General features: G+C 35.7%; 15 protein-coding genes. 8 read left to right on the top strand and 7 right to left on the bottom strand.

Annotated features, from left to right (window positions below):
- Positions 1-325 precede the first annotated feature (325 nt).
- Entirely contained in the window at positions 326-655 is a 330-nt protein-coding gene (locus tag ACTJJF_RS01710; RefSeq protein WP_440698474.1) for a hypothetical protein, read from the top strand.
- Positions 656-724: 69 nt separating this feature from the next.
- Positions 725-1,051 (top strand): helix-turn-helix domain-containing protein, encoded by a 327-nt coding sequence (locus ACTJJF_RS01705; protein WP_312296790.1) that lies wholly within the window; start codon positions 725-727, stop codon positions 1,049-1,051.
- A gap of 93 nt (positions 1,052-1,144) precedes the next feature.
- Here the strand turns inward: ACTJJF_RS01705 and ACTJJF_RS01700 are convergent, their stop codons facing one another.
- Positions 1,145-1,516 (bottom strand): helix-turn-helix domain-containing protein, encoded by a 372-nt coding sequence (locus tag ACTJJF_RS01700; RefSeq protein WP_312296788.1) that lies wholly within the window; start codon positions 1,514-1,516, stop codon positions 1,145-1,147.
- Positions 1,517-1,893: 377 nt separating this feature from the next.
- Between ACTJJF_RS01700 and ACTJJF_RS01695 the strand changes: the two genes are divergently transcribed.
- Positions 1,894-2,343, top strand: a complete 450-nt coding sequence (locus ACTJJF_RS01695; protein ID WP_440698473.1) for a hypothetical protein — start codon at positions 1,894-1,896, stop codon at positions 2,341-2,343.
- Between the two features lie 134 nt (positions 2,344-2,477).
- On the opposite strand, the gene ACTJJF_RS01690 is transcribed toward ACTJJF_RS01695, so the two are convergent.
- The 3 genes from ACTJJF_RS01690 to ACTJJF_RS01680 are packed head-to-tail and all read right to left on the bottom strand — an operon-like array spanning position 2,478 to position 6,926.
- Positions 2,478-4,664 (bottom strand): pyocin knob domain-containing protein, encoded by a 2,187-nt coding sequence (locus tag ACTJJF_RS01690; RefSeq protein ID WP_440698472.1) that lies wholly within the window; start codon positions 4,662-4,664, stop codon positions 2,478-2,480.
- Between the two features lies 1 nt (position 4,665).
- On the bottom strand, positions 4,666-6,084 hold the full coding sequence (locus tag ACTJJF_RS01685; RefSeq protein ID WP_440698471.1) for a hypothetical protein: 1,419 nt from the start codon (positions 6,082-6,084) through the stop codon (positions 4,666-4,668).
- A gap of 2 nt (positions 6,085-6,086) precedes the next feature.
- The gene (locus ACTJJF_RS01680; RefSeq protein WP_312296782.1) at positions 6,087-6,926 is read right to left on the bottom strand and encodes a hypothetical protein; all 840 of its coding nucleotides are present in this window, start codon (positions 6,924-6,926) and stop codon (positions 6,087-6,089) included.
- Positions 6,927-7,657: 731 nt separating this feature from the next.
- Here ACTJJF_RS01680 and ACTJJF_RS01675 point away from each other — a divergent pair.
- Together ACTJJF_RS01675 and ACTJJF_RS01670 are read left to right on the top strand one after the other, a co-directional pair.
- Positions 7,658-8,173: a hypothetical protein gene (locus tag ACTJJF_RS01675; protein ID WP_312296781.1), complete on the top strand. Its 516-nt coding sequence runs from the start codon at positions 7,658-7,660 to the stop codon at positions 8,171-8,173.
- 66 nt (positions 8,174-8,239) lie between these two features.
- Positions 8,240-9,028, top strand: a complete 789-nt coding sequence (locus tag ACTJJF_RS01670) for a PhzF family phenazine biosynthesis protein (RefSeq protein WP_440698470.1) — start codon at positions 8,240-8,242, stop codon at positions 9,026-9,028.
- Between the two features lie 387 nt (positions 9,029-9,415).
- On the opposite strand, the gene ACTJJF_RS01665 is transcribed toward ACTJJF_RS01670, so the two are convergent.
- Complete coding sequence (locus tag ACTJJF_RS01665; protein ID WP_440698469.1) at positions 9,416-9,937, bottom strand: hypothetical protein; 522 nt, start codon at positions 9,935-9,937, stop codon at positions 9,416-9,418.
- A gap of 91 nt (positions 9,938-10,028) precedes the next feature.
- Here ACTJJF_RS01665 and ACTJJF_RS01660 point away from each other — a divergent pair, with 91 nt between their 5' ends.
- Positions 10,029-10,310 (top strand): helix-turn-helix domain-containing protein, encoded by a 282-nt coding sequence (locus ACTJJF_RS01660; protein WP_105700717.1) that lies wholly within the window; start codon positions 10,029-10,031, stop codon positions 10,308-10,310.
- 103 nt (positions 10,311-10,413) lie between these two features.
- Here the strand turns inward: ACTJJF_RS01660 and ACTJJF_RS01655 are convergent, their stop codons facing one another.
- Complete coding sequence (locus tag ACTJJF_RS01655) at positions 10,414-11,535, bottom strand: RloB family protein (RefSeq protein ID WP_440698468.1); 1,122 nt, start codon at positions 11,533-11,535, stop codon at positions 10,414-10,416.
- A complete protein-coding gene (locus ACTJJF_RS01650) occupies positions 11,532-12,833 on the bottom strand; it encodes an AAA family ATPase (RefSeq protein WP_440698467.1) in 1,302 nt (433 codons plus the stop codon). The genes ACTJJF_RS01655 and ACTJJF_RS01650 overlap by 4 nt, the downstream gene beginning before the upstream one ends.
- A gap of 481 nt (positions 12,834-13,314) precedes the next feature.
- On the opposite strand from ACTJJF_RS01650, the gene ACTJJF_RS01645 reads away from it, so the two are divergent.
- Both ACTJJF_RS01645 and ACTJJF_RS01640 read left to right on the top strand, forming a co-directional pair.
- Positions 13,315-13,995: a hypothetical protein gene (locus ACTJJF_RS01645; RefSeq protein ID WP_440698466.1), complete on the top strand. Its 681-nt coding sequence runs from the start codon at positions 13,315-13,317 to the stop codon at positions 13,993-13,995.
- 915 nt (positions 13,996-14,910) lie between these two features.
- The gene (locus ACTJJF_RS01640) at positions 14,911-15,399 is read left to right on the top strand and encodes a GNAT family N-acetyltransferase (protein ID WP_440698465.1); all 489 of its coding nucleotides are present in this window, start codon (positions 14,911-14,913) and stop codon (positions 15,397-15,399) included.
- The last annotated feature ends 26 nt before the right edge of the window (positions 15,400-15,425 follow it).

The raw sequence follows: 15,425 nt of genomic DNA, 5'->3' as shown, positions 1-15,425 counted from the left end.
ATGATGAATTGAATGAAAAAAAACGTTAATCAATACTATGATTCAATGTATATAATGAATAATACAGCATTGCATATACTTAAGACTCAGGTATTGAAAATGAGATCTGAAAAAAAGGTAATGAATACCGAATCAATACTATTTTAACTGAAGGTATTTGTAAAATCAATATCATCTGACTATTGATTGATAGCACAGATAATCCTTCTCCCCTTTTAAAGAAGCACTGTTTATGGAGTCAAATTTTAGAAATATTCATATTGGGCAACTCATACAGTTACGGGTCAAAGAAAACAACATTGACTCACCCCGTATCTGTAATTTTATGAAATGTACAGAAATTGAAATTAACGAAATGTATCTTCAGGAAAGCCTGCCAACTGATATTCTACTGAGATGGAGCAAGCTGCTTGAATATGATTTCTTCAGAATATATTCCCAACATCTGATCTTATATGCTCCACCTTCCGCATCAATCCGGGAATCTAACGCATCAAAGCTTCCCCGTTTCAGGAAGAATATTTATACTCAGGAGATGATAGATTTTATTCTGGAACTGATAGAAAAACAAGAAAAGACCAGACGTCAGATCACAGATGATTATGGAATTCCTTATACTACATTATGCAAGTGGATAGCAAAAAATAATAAATGACAGCATCAAATCAGAAATAAAAAAACAAAATAATCTACCGGATTACTTCATCCAGAATTTATAATAAAAATGAAAAAAAAGAACCAACCTAACTATAAACGGATCTATTCAGACATCATCGACCTGAAATTCCCCCATAAGAAGGCGGAATGCGAAAAATTATTGGGAAAGAAAATGCTTTCTGCCATGGATATTCTGGAACTGAACAACAGGATCTTTGGCACCAGAGATAAAGACATCAGAAAGATGAATCAAAAACTTCGATCCTATAACGAAGCGGATATTCAGCGCATCCTTACGTATCAAAAAAATCACAAAATGAATAACCTTGAGATCGCTGAACACTTTGGACTAAGCAGAAATACCATGACCAAATGGCGGAGGATGTTTCAATAGTACACAAGCATCAACCGGTTCACAAAAGTGAAAATCAATAAGGGAGTTCTTTTCAGAGCTCCTTTACTGATTGATATGATATTCTTTAGAAATTTAATCTTTATTTTGCCTGCGGAAGCTTCCCGGGGTCTGACCTGTCTGCCTTTTGAAAAACTTTGAAAAGTTAGAAGGGTCATAGGAGAATTTTCTCGCAACTTCAGCAATGGACACCTCTTCTTTTAATAATATTTCCTTTATTACCCTGATAATTCTAAAATCGTAGAAATAGCTGGGATGACGGCCAAATTCATGCTGGATAACATCTATAAGATGCTTATGGGAAATAGCCAATTCTGAAGCAATCTGCTTCAGGCTCATAAAATCTGCCGTTCTCGCAGAAAGAACATCTTCTATATGGCGATCTAAAAATTCGAGATATTGTTCTGAAATTTCTTTACTTCTGTTGTTCTTTTTTCTTTCGCTCATGTTGTGTATTTTACTAATCATTGAATTTTCGGAAAACCCGTATTGAATAATTGTCAATACATGATATCATGACAATATTAACAGGAGCATACCATCCCGGCAAACATTGTATATGATAATTTCCGAATTATTACCGTCAACCTTCTGCTCCTTTTCTCATATTTTACAAATAACAGATGTTGATTTTCAATAATTTATTACTTTAAGGATCTGAAAAAAATGATTGAATGTACCAATCAGAAGGTTCACAAACAGCCGGGCACACATATGTTTTATTTTACCCTCCGGATTTTTCATCTGGTGCTGTATTTTTTTACAAAAACAGGATCTTTTAAAAGAAAATTCGGATTTTTCCGTTTAATTCTTAAATTTGGCTAATGCAAAAGTATCTTTACCTCATCATCATATCATTTTCTTTTACCGGTTGTTATACTTACCAGGTAAAAAAACAGACCGCTACAGCTACTGATAATAAACAGGAGCCAACAAAAGCTGCTGTATTGGCCGATAATAATTCTATGCAGGCGAAAAACATACCTGCTGCCCAATCCCCTGCCCCGATTAATATCCAGGAGAAACTGGCCCCCAATAAAAATGTTAAAATTGACGTTGATGGCAAATCCTATAAAATAATCGTTGACCGATGGGAAAGCGACAGCCTGGTTGCCCACCCGGTTCGCAGTCCTAAAAAGGTTTTGAAATTTCACAAGAATCAGATCAACAGTGAGAAAATTGCAGAAAAACGTTTTTCACAACCCATAGCTGATATCATTACCGTTACTGCTTATGCCGGAATCGGTGCCTTAATCTGGTTCCTTGTCCGATAGTTCCATCACGGCTACAACATCATAAAAAACCCACAATCAGAAGATTTTCATCCTGTGATTGCGGGTTTTTATCCTATTAAATCATTGGGAAAGTTTATTGATTTCATTCTTCCCCGGAATATTTATAAAACTTTTTACCAGATCATCTCAATAGGTTGTTCCCTTTCTGCAATTACTCTTAGTGATCTTGTTACATACAATCTAAGCAAGCAGCCTGAATTGACTTTATAAATGGTTTGGTCATATAATCGGATTGCCATCGGATTACCGTCCTCGCTAAAATTATAAATAACGATCTGTTGCTTTGGAAAAATTTCCTTGAAATTGACAGTCATCTTAACATAGTTTCCTATAACATGGATAAGTCTGTTTCTATCACCGATATCAAGATAGCTGGAAGAACCGAATTCATATTCATGCGGATCTAATCTAATGGTATAATCCGCTTCGTCATTAATGATTTCATCTGTGAGATTGGCTACTTTACCATTAGGAATGAATACCGTATTAGGGTTTTCATCATCTGATTTAAAGTTTCCACCTGCTTTTACAGATCCTTCTACGGTTAGCTTATCATTCTCATTGGCCTTTCTTCCCATTCCGAAACGTTTCCATTTCCAATGGTAGTTCAAACCTTCAAAATCATTATTTGTACCAAAATCAGAACCATAAAAATAGTACTCTTTTCTTTTTGTTGCTACAAATTTTTTCAGATTAGCATCTATAATACCTGATTCACCATTACCGGTATGATTGTCTGCAATTACTAAGCCTTCGCCTGTATTGGTCGTAAACTCAAGGTTGAGCTGAATACCATTAGAAACAGCATAGTTCCAGCTATTGATGTTACTCTCGGAAAAGTGTTTATCTGTCCATATTTTCCTTTCTTTCAACCACTTTCCGGTATCAGATACTGTCTGGCTTAAGAAGAAATCTCCTTCCTGGCTGCTTACGTCTGCCGGGCCTGTTATTCTCCATGCTCTGTATGCATCTGTCCACCCTTTAAGGATTAATGAAGACTGAAACCCTCTGCCTGAGACTTCATGAAATAGCGGTAATAATTTATGATTTAAAGCTTTATTTCCCGAATTAGGCAAGAAAGTACTTGAACCGTCTGACCCAAGTCCATTCCCCATCACTCTTGTATCTACGATACCTGTTCCTATCCTCAGTTTGTCAAAAGACGAACCGTCTAATTTATAGTATCTTGTGAAGTCGCCCTGGTTATTATTAAAGTTTAATATATCTGATAAAATATTGTTGTAGGCTGCATTCCAGTTATTGATACTTCCCTGGGTTAGATTTTGCTTGTCCCACACTTCTATCCATCCACTGTCTACTCCATTTTCGAATCTTTTATACCGAAGAGAATTACCGCCTCCCGTCATTTTCACCCCTATCTCACCATAATACCCATTGGCATTACTGTGAAGCATTTTAAGCCTGAACCACCAATCATCCGTAGGGTTTCCCGCACCGGTTCCCGGGCTGTTCAAAAACCCCATTGCACTCCCATAAGTAGCTTCCTGCAAATAACAGGCACCGGAAGCATTAAATGTTTTACCGGGAATGTATGGATTTGTAGTAAGACCATAAGAGGTATTAACCCAGGTATCTGTTGCGTTAGACCCTGCTCTTAAAGCATAATTCTGAGCTAAAAATGAAGGTGTTGTAAAATTGTTGGACACCCAGTTTTGTGTAGCAAGATTAATCACACCTGATGCAGAATGCTGCATAAAAGGAGAATCTGCATTCCCGGAATTAAATCCTACACCGGTAGCACTGTTCACATTATTTACTTTATCAGTCAGTTGACTTGTAACCCAGTCTCTGTTTGCTACAATCTTCCAATCACCCCATGTAGTTCCATTATGGCGATCTCTTACATAGGTTAATCCTGTACCTCCTTCTATTAAATCAAATTCCTGCCTGATCCAGTCATTGGAATATTTTTTTACAGTTACCGTTGCAATACCGGTAGGTGATACTAATGGTGAATTTACCCACTGATAACCGTAATAAATCCCTTCTAAGGTTAAATCATTTAAGTTAACAGTTATTCCTACAGTATTTTTTTTAGGAAAATAATTATTTAAATTATTATTTAACTGACCAACATTTACAGCATGACCATTTAATGTACCCGCAGGTATAACCGGACTCTGTGAAAAAGTATTGACATTAGTAAATGTCTGAACACCATTAAGAGCAGCATAAGAAGTATTATCTAAAGAACCATCAGCCTTTAAAAACTGGGCGGCTGTACCGCCCGTTACTCTATAGCCTTTAGAGGTGTTATAATATGAGTATTTAACATCCATTTTAAATATCTTTACGGGTTACTGTTACAGATACAGGATTAGGCAGGGCAGAATCAAATTCAATATCTATCTTATTCGGATCGGTTAGTTTTATCCTGCCATCTATTTTATAAAATGTTACTGTATCATACATGATAACATCTACATTTCTTGAACCTAAATTGTGGGTCACTGCTGCAGTTCCGGAAATAGAAGTGGTGTATGAACTTGAAACATTACTTCCTGCTATCACTCTACCTTTAGCATCCACTGTAACCTGACCGTAAGTACCTGCAGCTACTCCTGTTGCAGCTAATGTTAATGCCCCGGTTACGTTTGCCGAACCGTCAAAGGTTGTTGTCCATGCAGCATCACCTGTAGCAGAGATTGTTCTCGGTGTAGTCAGTTTTGCAGCTGACCCTGTTGTATTGACTGCTGCAGTTCCTGTAAGTAATGTAGCAGGAACAGCCGTTACGGGTACTGTTACGTTTCCTGAACCGTCAATATTCTGTGCCGTTGCAGTGACTCCGGAAAGCGTAATGGTTCTCACTGTCGCCCATTTCGTAGCGGAAAGAACACTTTTCGCAGCATCTGCCGTATTATCAACATTTCCTAAACCGACATGGGATTTGTTTAAGACTACAACCCCTGTTAATCCATTTACAGAATCTACAGCCCCGGAAGTGATATAAACGAATGTAGTTCCTGTCCATCGGTAAGTCTTGTTATTATCAAGAGATACATAAATTTTACCTGTTTCTCCTGCGATCAGATTGGTATAAGCCGCTTCTTTATAAAACTTTCCGTCAGCCACTTTATAATACCCTTCCAAAACATCATCCACATAAGATGGCAACTGAGATGCCGGAACCTGCCCTGATGCATCCAGTGAAGCTACCCCGTTTGCTGTACCTTTTTGTGATAACGGGATATAATTAGCCAGATCCGCTGAGGTAGGCATAGAGCCCAGAGACACTGTTATTCCGTTGGTCGTCTGGGTAATTCCTGTAACCACATTCCCTGTACCGGAAGTAGTGACCGGTAAAGAAAACGTAGTTCCTGCCAATGTAAGACCGTTACCTGCACTATAAGTTGTATCCGTAGAAGCTAATGTGATGGTAGTTCCGGATTGAGTAACTGCCATATTAGCACCTGCCGCAAGGGTAACATCTCCGGCAACCAAAGAACCGGATGCGCCACCTTTTAATCGGGTAATGGTGTCCGGTGTTGTAAATGATCTGTTGGCTGACAAATCATAAGAAGTCCCGTTAATGGTTAAGGTTCGTGTTTTCGGCACATAATCCAACGGATTCAAATTTCCGTCATGCCAGAAAGAACTGATTGGTCTCGTGCTGCCTCCGGCAGTTAAAATATCATTGTCTGTTTTTCCTTCAATTTTGTATCCAACAGAGCTTCGATAATAAGCGTATTTAATGTCCATAATTATATTTTTTTGATTGTTAACTGAATTATATTTGGGGGTAATGAATCGAATAGCACTTCAATGGTATTGGGGTCTATCCGTCTTACTTTAATGGGGACTGTAAACATTGTAACAGTGTCATAGGCATCAATCACAAAACTGAATGTGTCCAGATTGTGCTGTATCCTGGAGTCTCCCCTCACTCTCTCTTCGTGTTTGATTTTTTCAGCAGCGGCTGCGTCCTCTATTTTTTTAATTTTATCATATATCAAGTCATTAAGCTGATTCTGATACGTGACTGCACCCCAGTTTGAATAGCTTCCTATCAGTTTGATCTTATCATCAAAGCTGCCGTTCATAACAGTTTCTTTAAGCCATTCTATCTGGGTTCTGTTTTCTTTGATGTAGTCTACGATTTTCTGGATTTCATCAAGATTTACATCATCAGAAGCAAGCAATGCGTTGATTTTTGTAATATGTTCAAGCATTTCATTGTCCTTTGCCTGAAGCATATTCACAAATTCACTCACCTGCTCTTTTGTATAGACATTTCCGGTCTCTCCGTCCCCATCTACAGTCGCAGCAAATTTGATTTTTAGTTTTTCTTTCCACTCAGCTACATTGGCAGCGGTGAGGTTGGATGCATTGAGCTTTGCCAGGAAAAGATGATGTGCATTTTCATCTTCGAGATGATTTACAGACAGTGTTTTTTGGAAAGCTTCTTGCAAGCCCGCCACCTCGTCCATCTTGATCTTTTCGTCTAAATGGCGGAATGAAGAAAAGGTCTCCTTAAACTGATGTTCTGTAGGAATATCGCCTTTTTCAAACCAGCTGAAAATTATATTTAAAGGTGTACTCATGTGATTATTGAAATTAGTTTTGATAAAAATTGATGATTCGGGAAATACCCGCATGATGACAGGCAACCGCCTTGAATGAAATTCTGTATTTTCCGGGCGATTTTTGGTCTCATCCTTATGAACGACTGTGGTTCTCATCAGAAAGACCACGTACTTGTCAATGTGTTGCCGTTTTATTTGAGACCAGCAACCACTACATTTTTTATACTGCTTCTGTGTGCTCCGTATACTATTTTTGAACTCAATGACGACTCACATTCTTCAGCGTTCAAATTTCATTTTTCTTTTGCTCTTATAAAAGTTTTCCGGCCTCTCTATTCTGTAGTTGCAGTAGTCTTTACTTTTCTGAAACGGAATGATATTTTTGTAATTACAGGGCTCAAAATTCTTTTTTTTCTATTTCATATCCAAGTTTTTTGGCCTCACCATTCTGTAGCTGCAGTAAACTTTATTTTTTTTTAATGGAATGATACTTATTGAATTACAGGGCTCAAAATTCTTTTTTTTCCACTTCATATCCAAGTTTTCCGGCCTCTCTGTTCTGTAGTTGCAATAGTTTGAACCAACAGCTGATTTTTATGCAGACCATTCCTCAGAAGCTACATCTGGTTTCAAGCAGATTGATGAGAAATATCAGATGAAATATTATGACAAACTTTCGTATTTTTATAGAACATAATACATTTTTTGCCATCTGAACGTAATGGTAAGGAAGGCCAACACTGTTATTCATGAAAAAATTAAATCCGGGTTATTTCAAATTCTTCTTTTTCAGATATGGAATCATTGTTATGATTGTTCTTTTGGTATCAATACTGATTTACTGTATCAGCAAAGAGGAAGAAGATCTTGTGAAACTGGCTTTTCCCAATATACTGGCCCTTCTGTTTTTTATATTGGTATGTTTATCAGAATACCGGATGCTGGAAAAAAATCTTCCGCCGGCGGATGTTTTTCTGACTGATGACGGCCTTATCATTAACGGAATATCTTACTCTTCAGAGCAAATAGAAGAACTTACCTATATGCCTGTAAGAAACACACTGAATAAGTTTCCGTCATATTTTTTTGAAATAAAAACCAGTGATGATGCTGTTTTTTATTTTCTGGACAGAGACCCGACCTGGAAAGGCGAATCGGCTGCTATGAAATTATTGAGCAATCATCCCCTTTTCGCTTTAAAAACAAAAAGAAGAGAAGAATCATCAGAAGGTTTTTCCGTGTTTAAAAAGCAGAAACAGTTATAAAAAATCAACACCAAACAAAATATTATTTTCATCTTTGAATTATTACAGACTTAAATTTTCTCCATTATGAAATTAGAATTATATCAGATAGATGCGTTTACAGAAGAGATTTTCCATGGAAATCCGGCCTGTGTTGTTCCATTGAAAAACTGGCTGCCTGATGAGACCCTTTTAAAAATAGCCCGTGAAAATGCCGTGGCAGAAACAGCCTTTTTTATTGATAACGGCAATACCATCCATCTGAGATGGTTTACCCCTGAGATTGAAATGGATTTATGCGGACATGCCACCCTGGCCACCGCTCATTGCCTGGCTTCCATCTTAAATTATCAGCACAGCAGAATCATTTTTGAAACCAAAAGCGGCGAACTGACCGTTGATGTAAAAGACGGATTTTATTATATGGATTTCCCGTCAAGAATGCCTGAACCTTCTACTCTTCCGGACACTATTGCTCAGTCTCTCAATATACAGCCGAAAGAAGTCTTCCGGTCAAGAGATTACGTTCTGGTATATGAGTCTGAAGACGACATCAGAAAAATCAGTATTGAAAGATCCGTTTTTGACCTCATCAACCTCGATCCGGGAGGCGTTGTAGTGACAGCAGCAGGCACTGACAGTGATTTTGTTTCAAGATATTTTACCCCGCAGTCCTCAATTCTTGAAGATCCTGTAACCGGTTCTGCCCACTGCTCACTTATCCCGTTCTGGTCATCAAGATTAGGAAAAGATAAACTTTTTGCCCGCCAGCTTTCTGAAAGAGGTGGTGAGCTTTATTGTGAAAACAAAAATGAAAGAGTGATTGTAGCAGGTAAAGCCAGAACCTATTCTACAGGACATTTCTGGATAGAATAATGTACTCTGATCAGGTGGAAGGGTTGCATGAAGAACCGTTTTTTTGACGCAAAGAAATTATTCAATCCATTTATTAATAAGGGAGCAAAAATGGCGACAAAGTCGCAAATGAAGCTGTATGGCTTTGCATCCGCTTAGAAAAATCAATGAAATTGATTCCCTCTTTGCTCCCTGTAATAGAAGAATAATATTATAAACCTTTGCTTTAAAATCCTTAGCTTAACACTGTCATTATGACGAAGGAAGAATCTCTCTGAAATATTTGAGATTCTTCATTACATTCCATTTCATTCAGAATGACAGCGTTGAAATAAGATGTTGCCATACCAACCATACGTCACTACAACTCAAACTACCTTCCTTCTTCCATCTTCCCGCTCCCAGCTCCTACTTCCATCTCCTTTCCAGCAAAAGATGTCCCGCATCCAGCATTTTTATCAGATGAATGTACGGATTGATGATATTTCTTTCCGGCAGATTTTCATACATACCCATTGAGAAATAGACGATCCCGGACATAAAATAATCAAACTCTTTGACGCTGTATTCTTTAAACGCTTTTTTAAAAACCAACACTGGATTTTGGTATTCTTTCTCCGAAAGCAAGCCGAGAACCCATGGAGAAAGATTTTCTACCGGAGGATCTGCAACCCGTTTCTTCCCTTCTAAATGGATAAGGTAGCATGCACGCACAAACGACCGCACCGCCTGATAAAACTGAAAAACTACCGCTGGATCTTCATTGATCCAGCTATTTCGCTTTACAGCGTAACTCATAATGCTGTTTAACTTCTCTTTAGAGGCTACCAGATCATTGAACTGGAAAAAGTTCTCCATCAGCTGTAACCCGGAACGCTTCTTACCACCTTTCCAAAACTGAGGCTCAAAATGTGTGCTTGTCTTTTTCATGTTTGTATTTTTTTATAAATGTACAAAAAAAATAAAAAGGATACTTATAAGTATCCTAAATTTTAAAACTAATCTTAGAATTTTACAGTTAATGAATGATATCGAGCTTAATAACTGTAAAAAAGCTCTTGGTTATAGAATTTCTGAATTAAGAAAGAAAGTTATAAACCCTGAGACTAATAAACCTATTTCACAAGAAGAACTGGGCTTAAGAACCGGACATGCAAAAAAAACAATAGGAGAATTGGAAAGAGGGAATACTAATCCACGATATGATACCCTACTCATAATAAGCAAAGAACTCAATGTTACAATACAAGAACTCTTTGATTTTGATATGAAAAAATATATTAAACTATCAAATAAATCCTGACGAGAGTTGGGATTTACTCATTATAAACTAAGACACTTGCTAATTTGAATGTTTGATTATAGCTAAAAAAATAATTCCAAAGAAAGACAAACACGACAATTAATTATAATTCAATTAATCTATTCATTTTACTGTCCACAGATATGCGCAGAAATGCAGGTGTAAAATTGCCAATCTCTTCCAAATTAAATAAAACAATCTCCATCGCTTTATTTTTATCTATCGCTTTCCCTTCTCCTGAATAACTGATGAAATTATTGCGAATATCTAACAAGCAAAAATGTTCCGGACTAAAAATATATGTGACATTGGAATTATTTTGAATATTTAGCACTAATAAATTATCATTAACTAAAACATTAAATACAACATTTTTAATATTAAAGGTATGAGATTGAATCCATTGATAATCATATTCAATGTTTATTAATTTAAAAACGAGTCTATCAAAATCAGTAAACGGATCAAGTTTATCTAAAGATTTAGATTCTTTTGAACCTACTATCTTCCGAAGTCTTAAAGCATGTTCCATAGCCACAAATACATTATCTCTAAAAATCCCTTTAAAACTAACGTTTTTTATATCAATATCTTTGGGAATAAAATTATTTTCCTTCATGTAGCCAGTAATACATATCTCACCTTTACAATCTTTTGGATGACTTTTACCTTCACCACATAAATGATACTCATCATGTTTCTTTTTCTTTTTCCCCTTTCCTAAGTATGTTCTTGTTCTACATAATGTTTTTACAAAATTTTTAGTATTTAATTCGAAATGAAGTAATAGCCACATTTCAAAAGATCTGGAAGAAAATGCTATATTTACAAATTTCGAATCAACCGATTTTTTTGCTAACTCAAAAGCATCACTGAGAGCAGGATGTTCATCTCTATCAAATACTGCCCATACTTCTCCATATACATTTAGTGCTTCTCTCGCTCTCCAAACATATTCCAAAGGCTGTGCTCGATACACTTCTGGAATAAATAAATGATTTGGTTCATCTTCTACTTCCTTAACAATTCTTCTTTTTCTAGGTTTTCTTTTGTAGCTTTGTTTATTCTCTTCTTCCAATTCTTCCTTTGGAGGAACTGGTGAAATAATTATTTTATAATTTGGAGCTTTCTGTTGAATTTCCGAAACAAGATCATTAAGATATTTGGGTTCAGTAACTGTACCCTCACAAATGATCATCATTGTTTTATTCATTAGTAGTTTCATTCAGAAAATATTTTTTCTAAATTTGGAATATTTGGTAATCCCCCAAATTTTCCAGCCATATACCACTTTTCAAAAGGTGTATCTTCACGAAGACCTTCAAAATCACTAACACAAAACAACTCGCTAACTCCCTTTTCACTTTTCTCAGTTATCCATATTTGATCTTTTCTAAAGAGCTCTTCATCTAATAAAGTAACATCATGGGTATTAAAAATGAGTTGAGCACCATATTTATTGATTTCTTCAGAAAGAAATAATTGTACGAGCATCTTTGTAATATAAGGGTGAAGACTCGAATCTAATTCATCAACTATTAAAACTTGACCTTTACTTAATGTATTGAATATATTGGTTCCTATAGTAAACAATGTCTGAGTTCCTTTAGATTCACTATTGTGTGGCATTTGAACCCTAGCACGTTTAATTATATTGCTATTTTTATAGATAGCATGAGTAAAGTGAACATGTACCTTTTTTTTACTTTTTCCTTTTATTAAACTCTCTATACCAAAATAATTAATTGAATCTTTATCTTCAATTTCCTCTATTTTAAAGTCAATAATTTTTGTGTCGGCTACTTTAAAAAGTTTTTTAACATTCTCTGTCAACTTATTGTTATTCAAAAGCATCTTTGCAGCAGTTTCTCTTAGTGATTCTGAATAATTTGTATGACAAACTTCTAGATTAAACCTATCTCTAAAATAAAGATAGACCTTATTTAATATATCATGAGGCTCCTCAGCAAATTTCGAAAGCAATAATTGGTTACTAAATATAGAATACTTTTTTTTATCAACAACATGCTCTTCAATTCCATATTTGATTTCATTATCTGTTTCTTCTGTCTTTTTTCCATTAGATTTACGCTTAAAAATATTACGAGGTCTCTTTTCAGGAAAATAATTCAACTTCTCTTCTATAATTCTAGAATAATCAACAGTCACAGAATATTCATATCGAATGTTCTGTGGTCCTAAAAAAGTAAGTTGATATTTAGTTGGCTTGTCCATACTATCTAAATCAAAGGAAAACGGCTTATGGATTTTTACCTGCATTCCAAGCCTAGGCTGATTAATGATATATGAAATAAAATCTGTCAATGCTGAAAGAAGATTTGATTTTCCCGAAGCATTTGCTCCGTATATAACTGAAACTTTTGATGCTCTATAAAATTCTCCTATATCATTCTTAATTTGATGAATATTAGAAGATTTTAATTTACTTGTTTCAGCAACCATACTAAATGTAGTCTCTTCCTGAAACGATTTATAATTTGTTATTTTAAAGTCTAAAATCATATCTTGATAATTTTATTCAAAAATAACAATTTAATCTTCCAATATTACGTATTAAATCTAATTTCTTGCATCTTTTTTACATATTAATCTCTGAATAAGGCAAATATCCCCGTTTTCACATAAATACTTTATGTGGAATAATACTATAAGTGAAAACATTCAGCCAACCTATAAAATATAATCTCTCAGGATTGTAGAATTTATCGTTATTACTCATTGATTAAGTTTTTATAAAAATATAAACGTTGAAAAAATTATTTTAATAAAAATCACATAATACAATTGTACAGCAACGAGGTTTTTCCCAAGTTTCTTATCATTTAGAGAATAATCTACAATACCCACTTAATACCTAGAATCCAAAGCCTCCCGACTTTGGAGATTCTATTTCAAACAAAAGCCAATTCCATTTTTCAATATTGAAGAGAGTTACCTATATTTGAGACTTATCGAAATTCTAGAACACCTCAACGTTTACCACATGAAAACAAAACTTAGCTATCTCTTTATTCTGTTATATGCTCTTGTAAGTGGTCAGGAAAAATCTATCATTAATGACCTGCAGTTTTCTAGCTATTTCGGGCATCCCAAAACCATCACAGAGATCATCACTTATTCAACGGAAAACAGCTATAAAAATATTTCCTATTATGACAAAGAGGGTTTTCTGACAAAAGTAGAATATTACAATGCTATCGGAAGCGGACCTTCTCATGAAAGGTCTATCAATAAGATCATCACTTATAATTCAAAGGACAAGGCCAAACGTTATTTTGAATCTTTTAATCCTGGAAATAAGAAGATAGAAACTACAGGCTGGTTTGAAAAAGTTTCGGATTCTCTGTACAAAAGAGTTTCAAATGATTCCGCTCACAATATATCCCTTAGCAAGCTGTTTTATTTTGACAAAAATAACCGTCTTATAAAAACAGAAGAAACCGGAAATTTCTTTGAAACCCCGGTTAACAGCACTATTTTTTACACCTACATCAATGAAATGCGAAGTGAAACTCTTCTTGAAGATGCCACTAAGCAAAAAAAATCTAAGCTCATTTATAAAAATGTAAAACTTGATCCACAAGCCAACTCCATTTATGAAGAATTAGCAGATGATCAGGGAGTAATACAACAAAAAATAGAAAGATTATTTGAATATTATTAACCACGCTGGTTTAGCACTTTCATAAAAAACATAGAATTCAATACAAAGGCTGAAGGCACTTTCAAAGAGCCTCCGGATATTTCTATAAGTATCCGGAAGTATTTTCCAAACTGTCTGCACCCCCTTCAAAAATAATCTGCAACACTTACCCAGGTGTCCGGAACCCCTTACAGAAATACCTTTAGCTTCTTCCTTAGTCACTCTTACCACTTAAAGAACGGTCTGCAGACACTTAGATAAGTGTATATCGACAATGATACAAGTGTGTCCTGAAACTTCTAAACTACCTCCAGACCGTTATCTAAGGGGCTCTACCCACTTATCATACCGTCTCCAGGGACTTCCGAACAGCGTCTACCCCCTTGAGCAAGTGTCTCCAGCCTCTTAAGTAAGGAGATCTACCCCCTTGGGTAAGGGGGTATAGGGGTTGTATAAGGGGGTAAAGGGTGTTACATAAGGGGCTCGAGAGGCTTATCAAAGAGGGTCCAGACTCTTTTCCTAGTGGTTAGAGGGACTTCTGAAGGGGGTAAAGATTATAAAACTACAAACATCTGTGAAATATGCAGGTAAATAAACCGCAAAAGTCACAAAAGTTTTAAAACACTTAAGTAAACTTTAGAGGATATTCTTGCGTAAAGTAAGAACACATAAGTTATAAAAATCTTCGATTTTTTATAGGTATGCTACATAAGACACAAACATCTGTGAAAATCTGTGAAATCTGTGGTTAAAAAAACACAAAAATCACAAAAGTTTTAAAACACTTAAGTAAACTTTAGAGGATATTCTTGCATAAAGTAAGGACACATAAGTTTTTAAAAATCTTTGATTTTTTCTCAGATTTAAAGATTAGGTTACTGTGTAGAAATCTTAAATAAGTTTTATATTTGAAGATCAACCAACACCTCCATTACAATGAAAAACAGTAGTTATGAAATACATCTCAGACCAACCACAGTAGCGGATCTGAATATTCTATTTGAATTTCAGCTTGATCCTGAAGGCAGACATCTTGCAGCCTTTATGTCTCAGGATTCTACAAATAAAGAAGCTTACCTTGCTAAATATACCAGATTGCTGGATGATCCAACGGTCAACAACCAGACCATTATGGCTGATTCTGTGATTGCGGGAAGTATTGCGAAATTTATCATGGAAGGTGATGCAGAAATTACGTATTGGATTGACAGGGAGTTTTGGGGAAAAGGGGTTGCCACAACAGCACTGAAGGATTTTCTGAAGGCTGAAACAACCAGACCTATTTTTGGACGTGTTGCTTTTGACAATTTTGGTTCACAAAAAGTCCTGGAAAAAAACGGCTTTGTAAAAATAGGTACTGACAGTGGTTTCGCCAATGCCAGACAAACTGAGATAAAGGAATTGATTTATAGACTTGACCTTTGATTTTCATACTGTACTCAGATTCCTGT

Source organism: Chryseobacterium sp. 22458, assembly GCF_052044975.1.
Lineage (GTDB): Bacteria > Bacteroidota > Bacteroidia > Flavobacteriales > Weeksellaceae > Chryseobacterium.
Note: the sequence above shows the minus strand (reverse complement) of the source record. Positions and strands in the feature narration are given on the sequence as shown.

Coding starts and splice junctions, on each gene's coding strand:
- ACTJJF_RS01710 (WP_440698474.1), top strand. CDS start 326: ATGAAATGTACAGAAATTGAAATTAACGAAATGTATCTTCAGGAAAGC.
- ACTJJF_RS01705 (WP_312296790.1), top strand. CDS start 725: ATGAAAAAAAAGAACCAACCTAACTATAAACGGATCTATTCAGACATC.
- ACTJJF_RS01700 (WP_312296788.1), bottom strand. CDS start 1,516: ATGAGCGAAAGAAAAAAGAACAACAGAAGTAAAGAAATTTCAGAACAA.
- ACTJJF_RS01695 (WP_440698473.1), top strand. CDS start 1,894: ATGCAAAAGTATCTTTACCTCATCATCATATCATTTTCTTTTACCGGT.
- ACTJJF_RS01690 (WP_440698472.1), bottom strand. CDS start 4,664: ATGGATGTTAAATACTCATATTATAACACCTCTAAAGGCTATAGAGTA.
- ACTJJF_RS01685 (WP_440698471.1), bottom strand. CDS start 6,084: ATGGACATTAAATACGCTTATTATCGAAGCTCTGTTGGATACAAAATT.
- ACTJJF_RS01680 (WP_312296782.1), bottom strand. CDS start 6,926: ATGAGTACACCTTTAAATATAATTTTCAGCTGGTTTGAAAAAGGCGAT.
- ACTJJF_RS01675 (WP_312296781.1), top strand. CDS start 7,658: ATGAAAAAATTAAATCCGGGTTATTTCAAATTCTTCTTTTTCAGATAT.
- ACTJJF_RS01670 (WP_440698470.1), top strand. CDS start 8,240: ATGAAATTAGAATTATATCAGATAGATGCGTTTACAGAAGAGATTTTC.
- ACTJJF_RS01665 (WP_440698469.1), bottom strand. CDS start 9,937: ATGAAAAAGACAAGCACACATTTTGAGCCTCAGTTTTGGAAAGGTGGT.
- ACTJJF_RS01660 (WP_105700717.1), top strand. CDS start 10,029: ATGAATGATATCGAGCTTAATAACTGTAAAAAAGCTCTTGGTTATAGA.
- ACTJJF_RS01655 (WP_440698468.1), bottom strand. CDS start 11,535: ATGAAACTACTAATGAATAAAACAATGATGATCATTTGTGAGGGTACA.
- ACTJJF_RS01650 (WP_440698467.1), bottom strand. CDS start 12,833: ATGATTTTAGACTTTAAAATAACAAATTATAAATCGTTTCAGGAAGAG.
- ACTJJF_RS01645 (WP_440698466.1), top strand. CDS start 13,315: ATGAAAACAAAACTTAGCTATCTCTTTATTCTGTTATATGCTCTTGTA.
- ACTJJF_RS01640 (WP_440698465.1), top strand. CDS start 14,911: ATGAAAAACAGTAGTTATGAAATACATCTCAGACCAACCACAGTAGCG.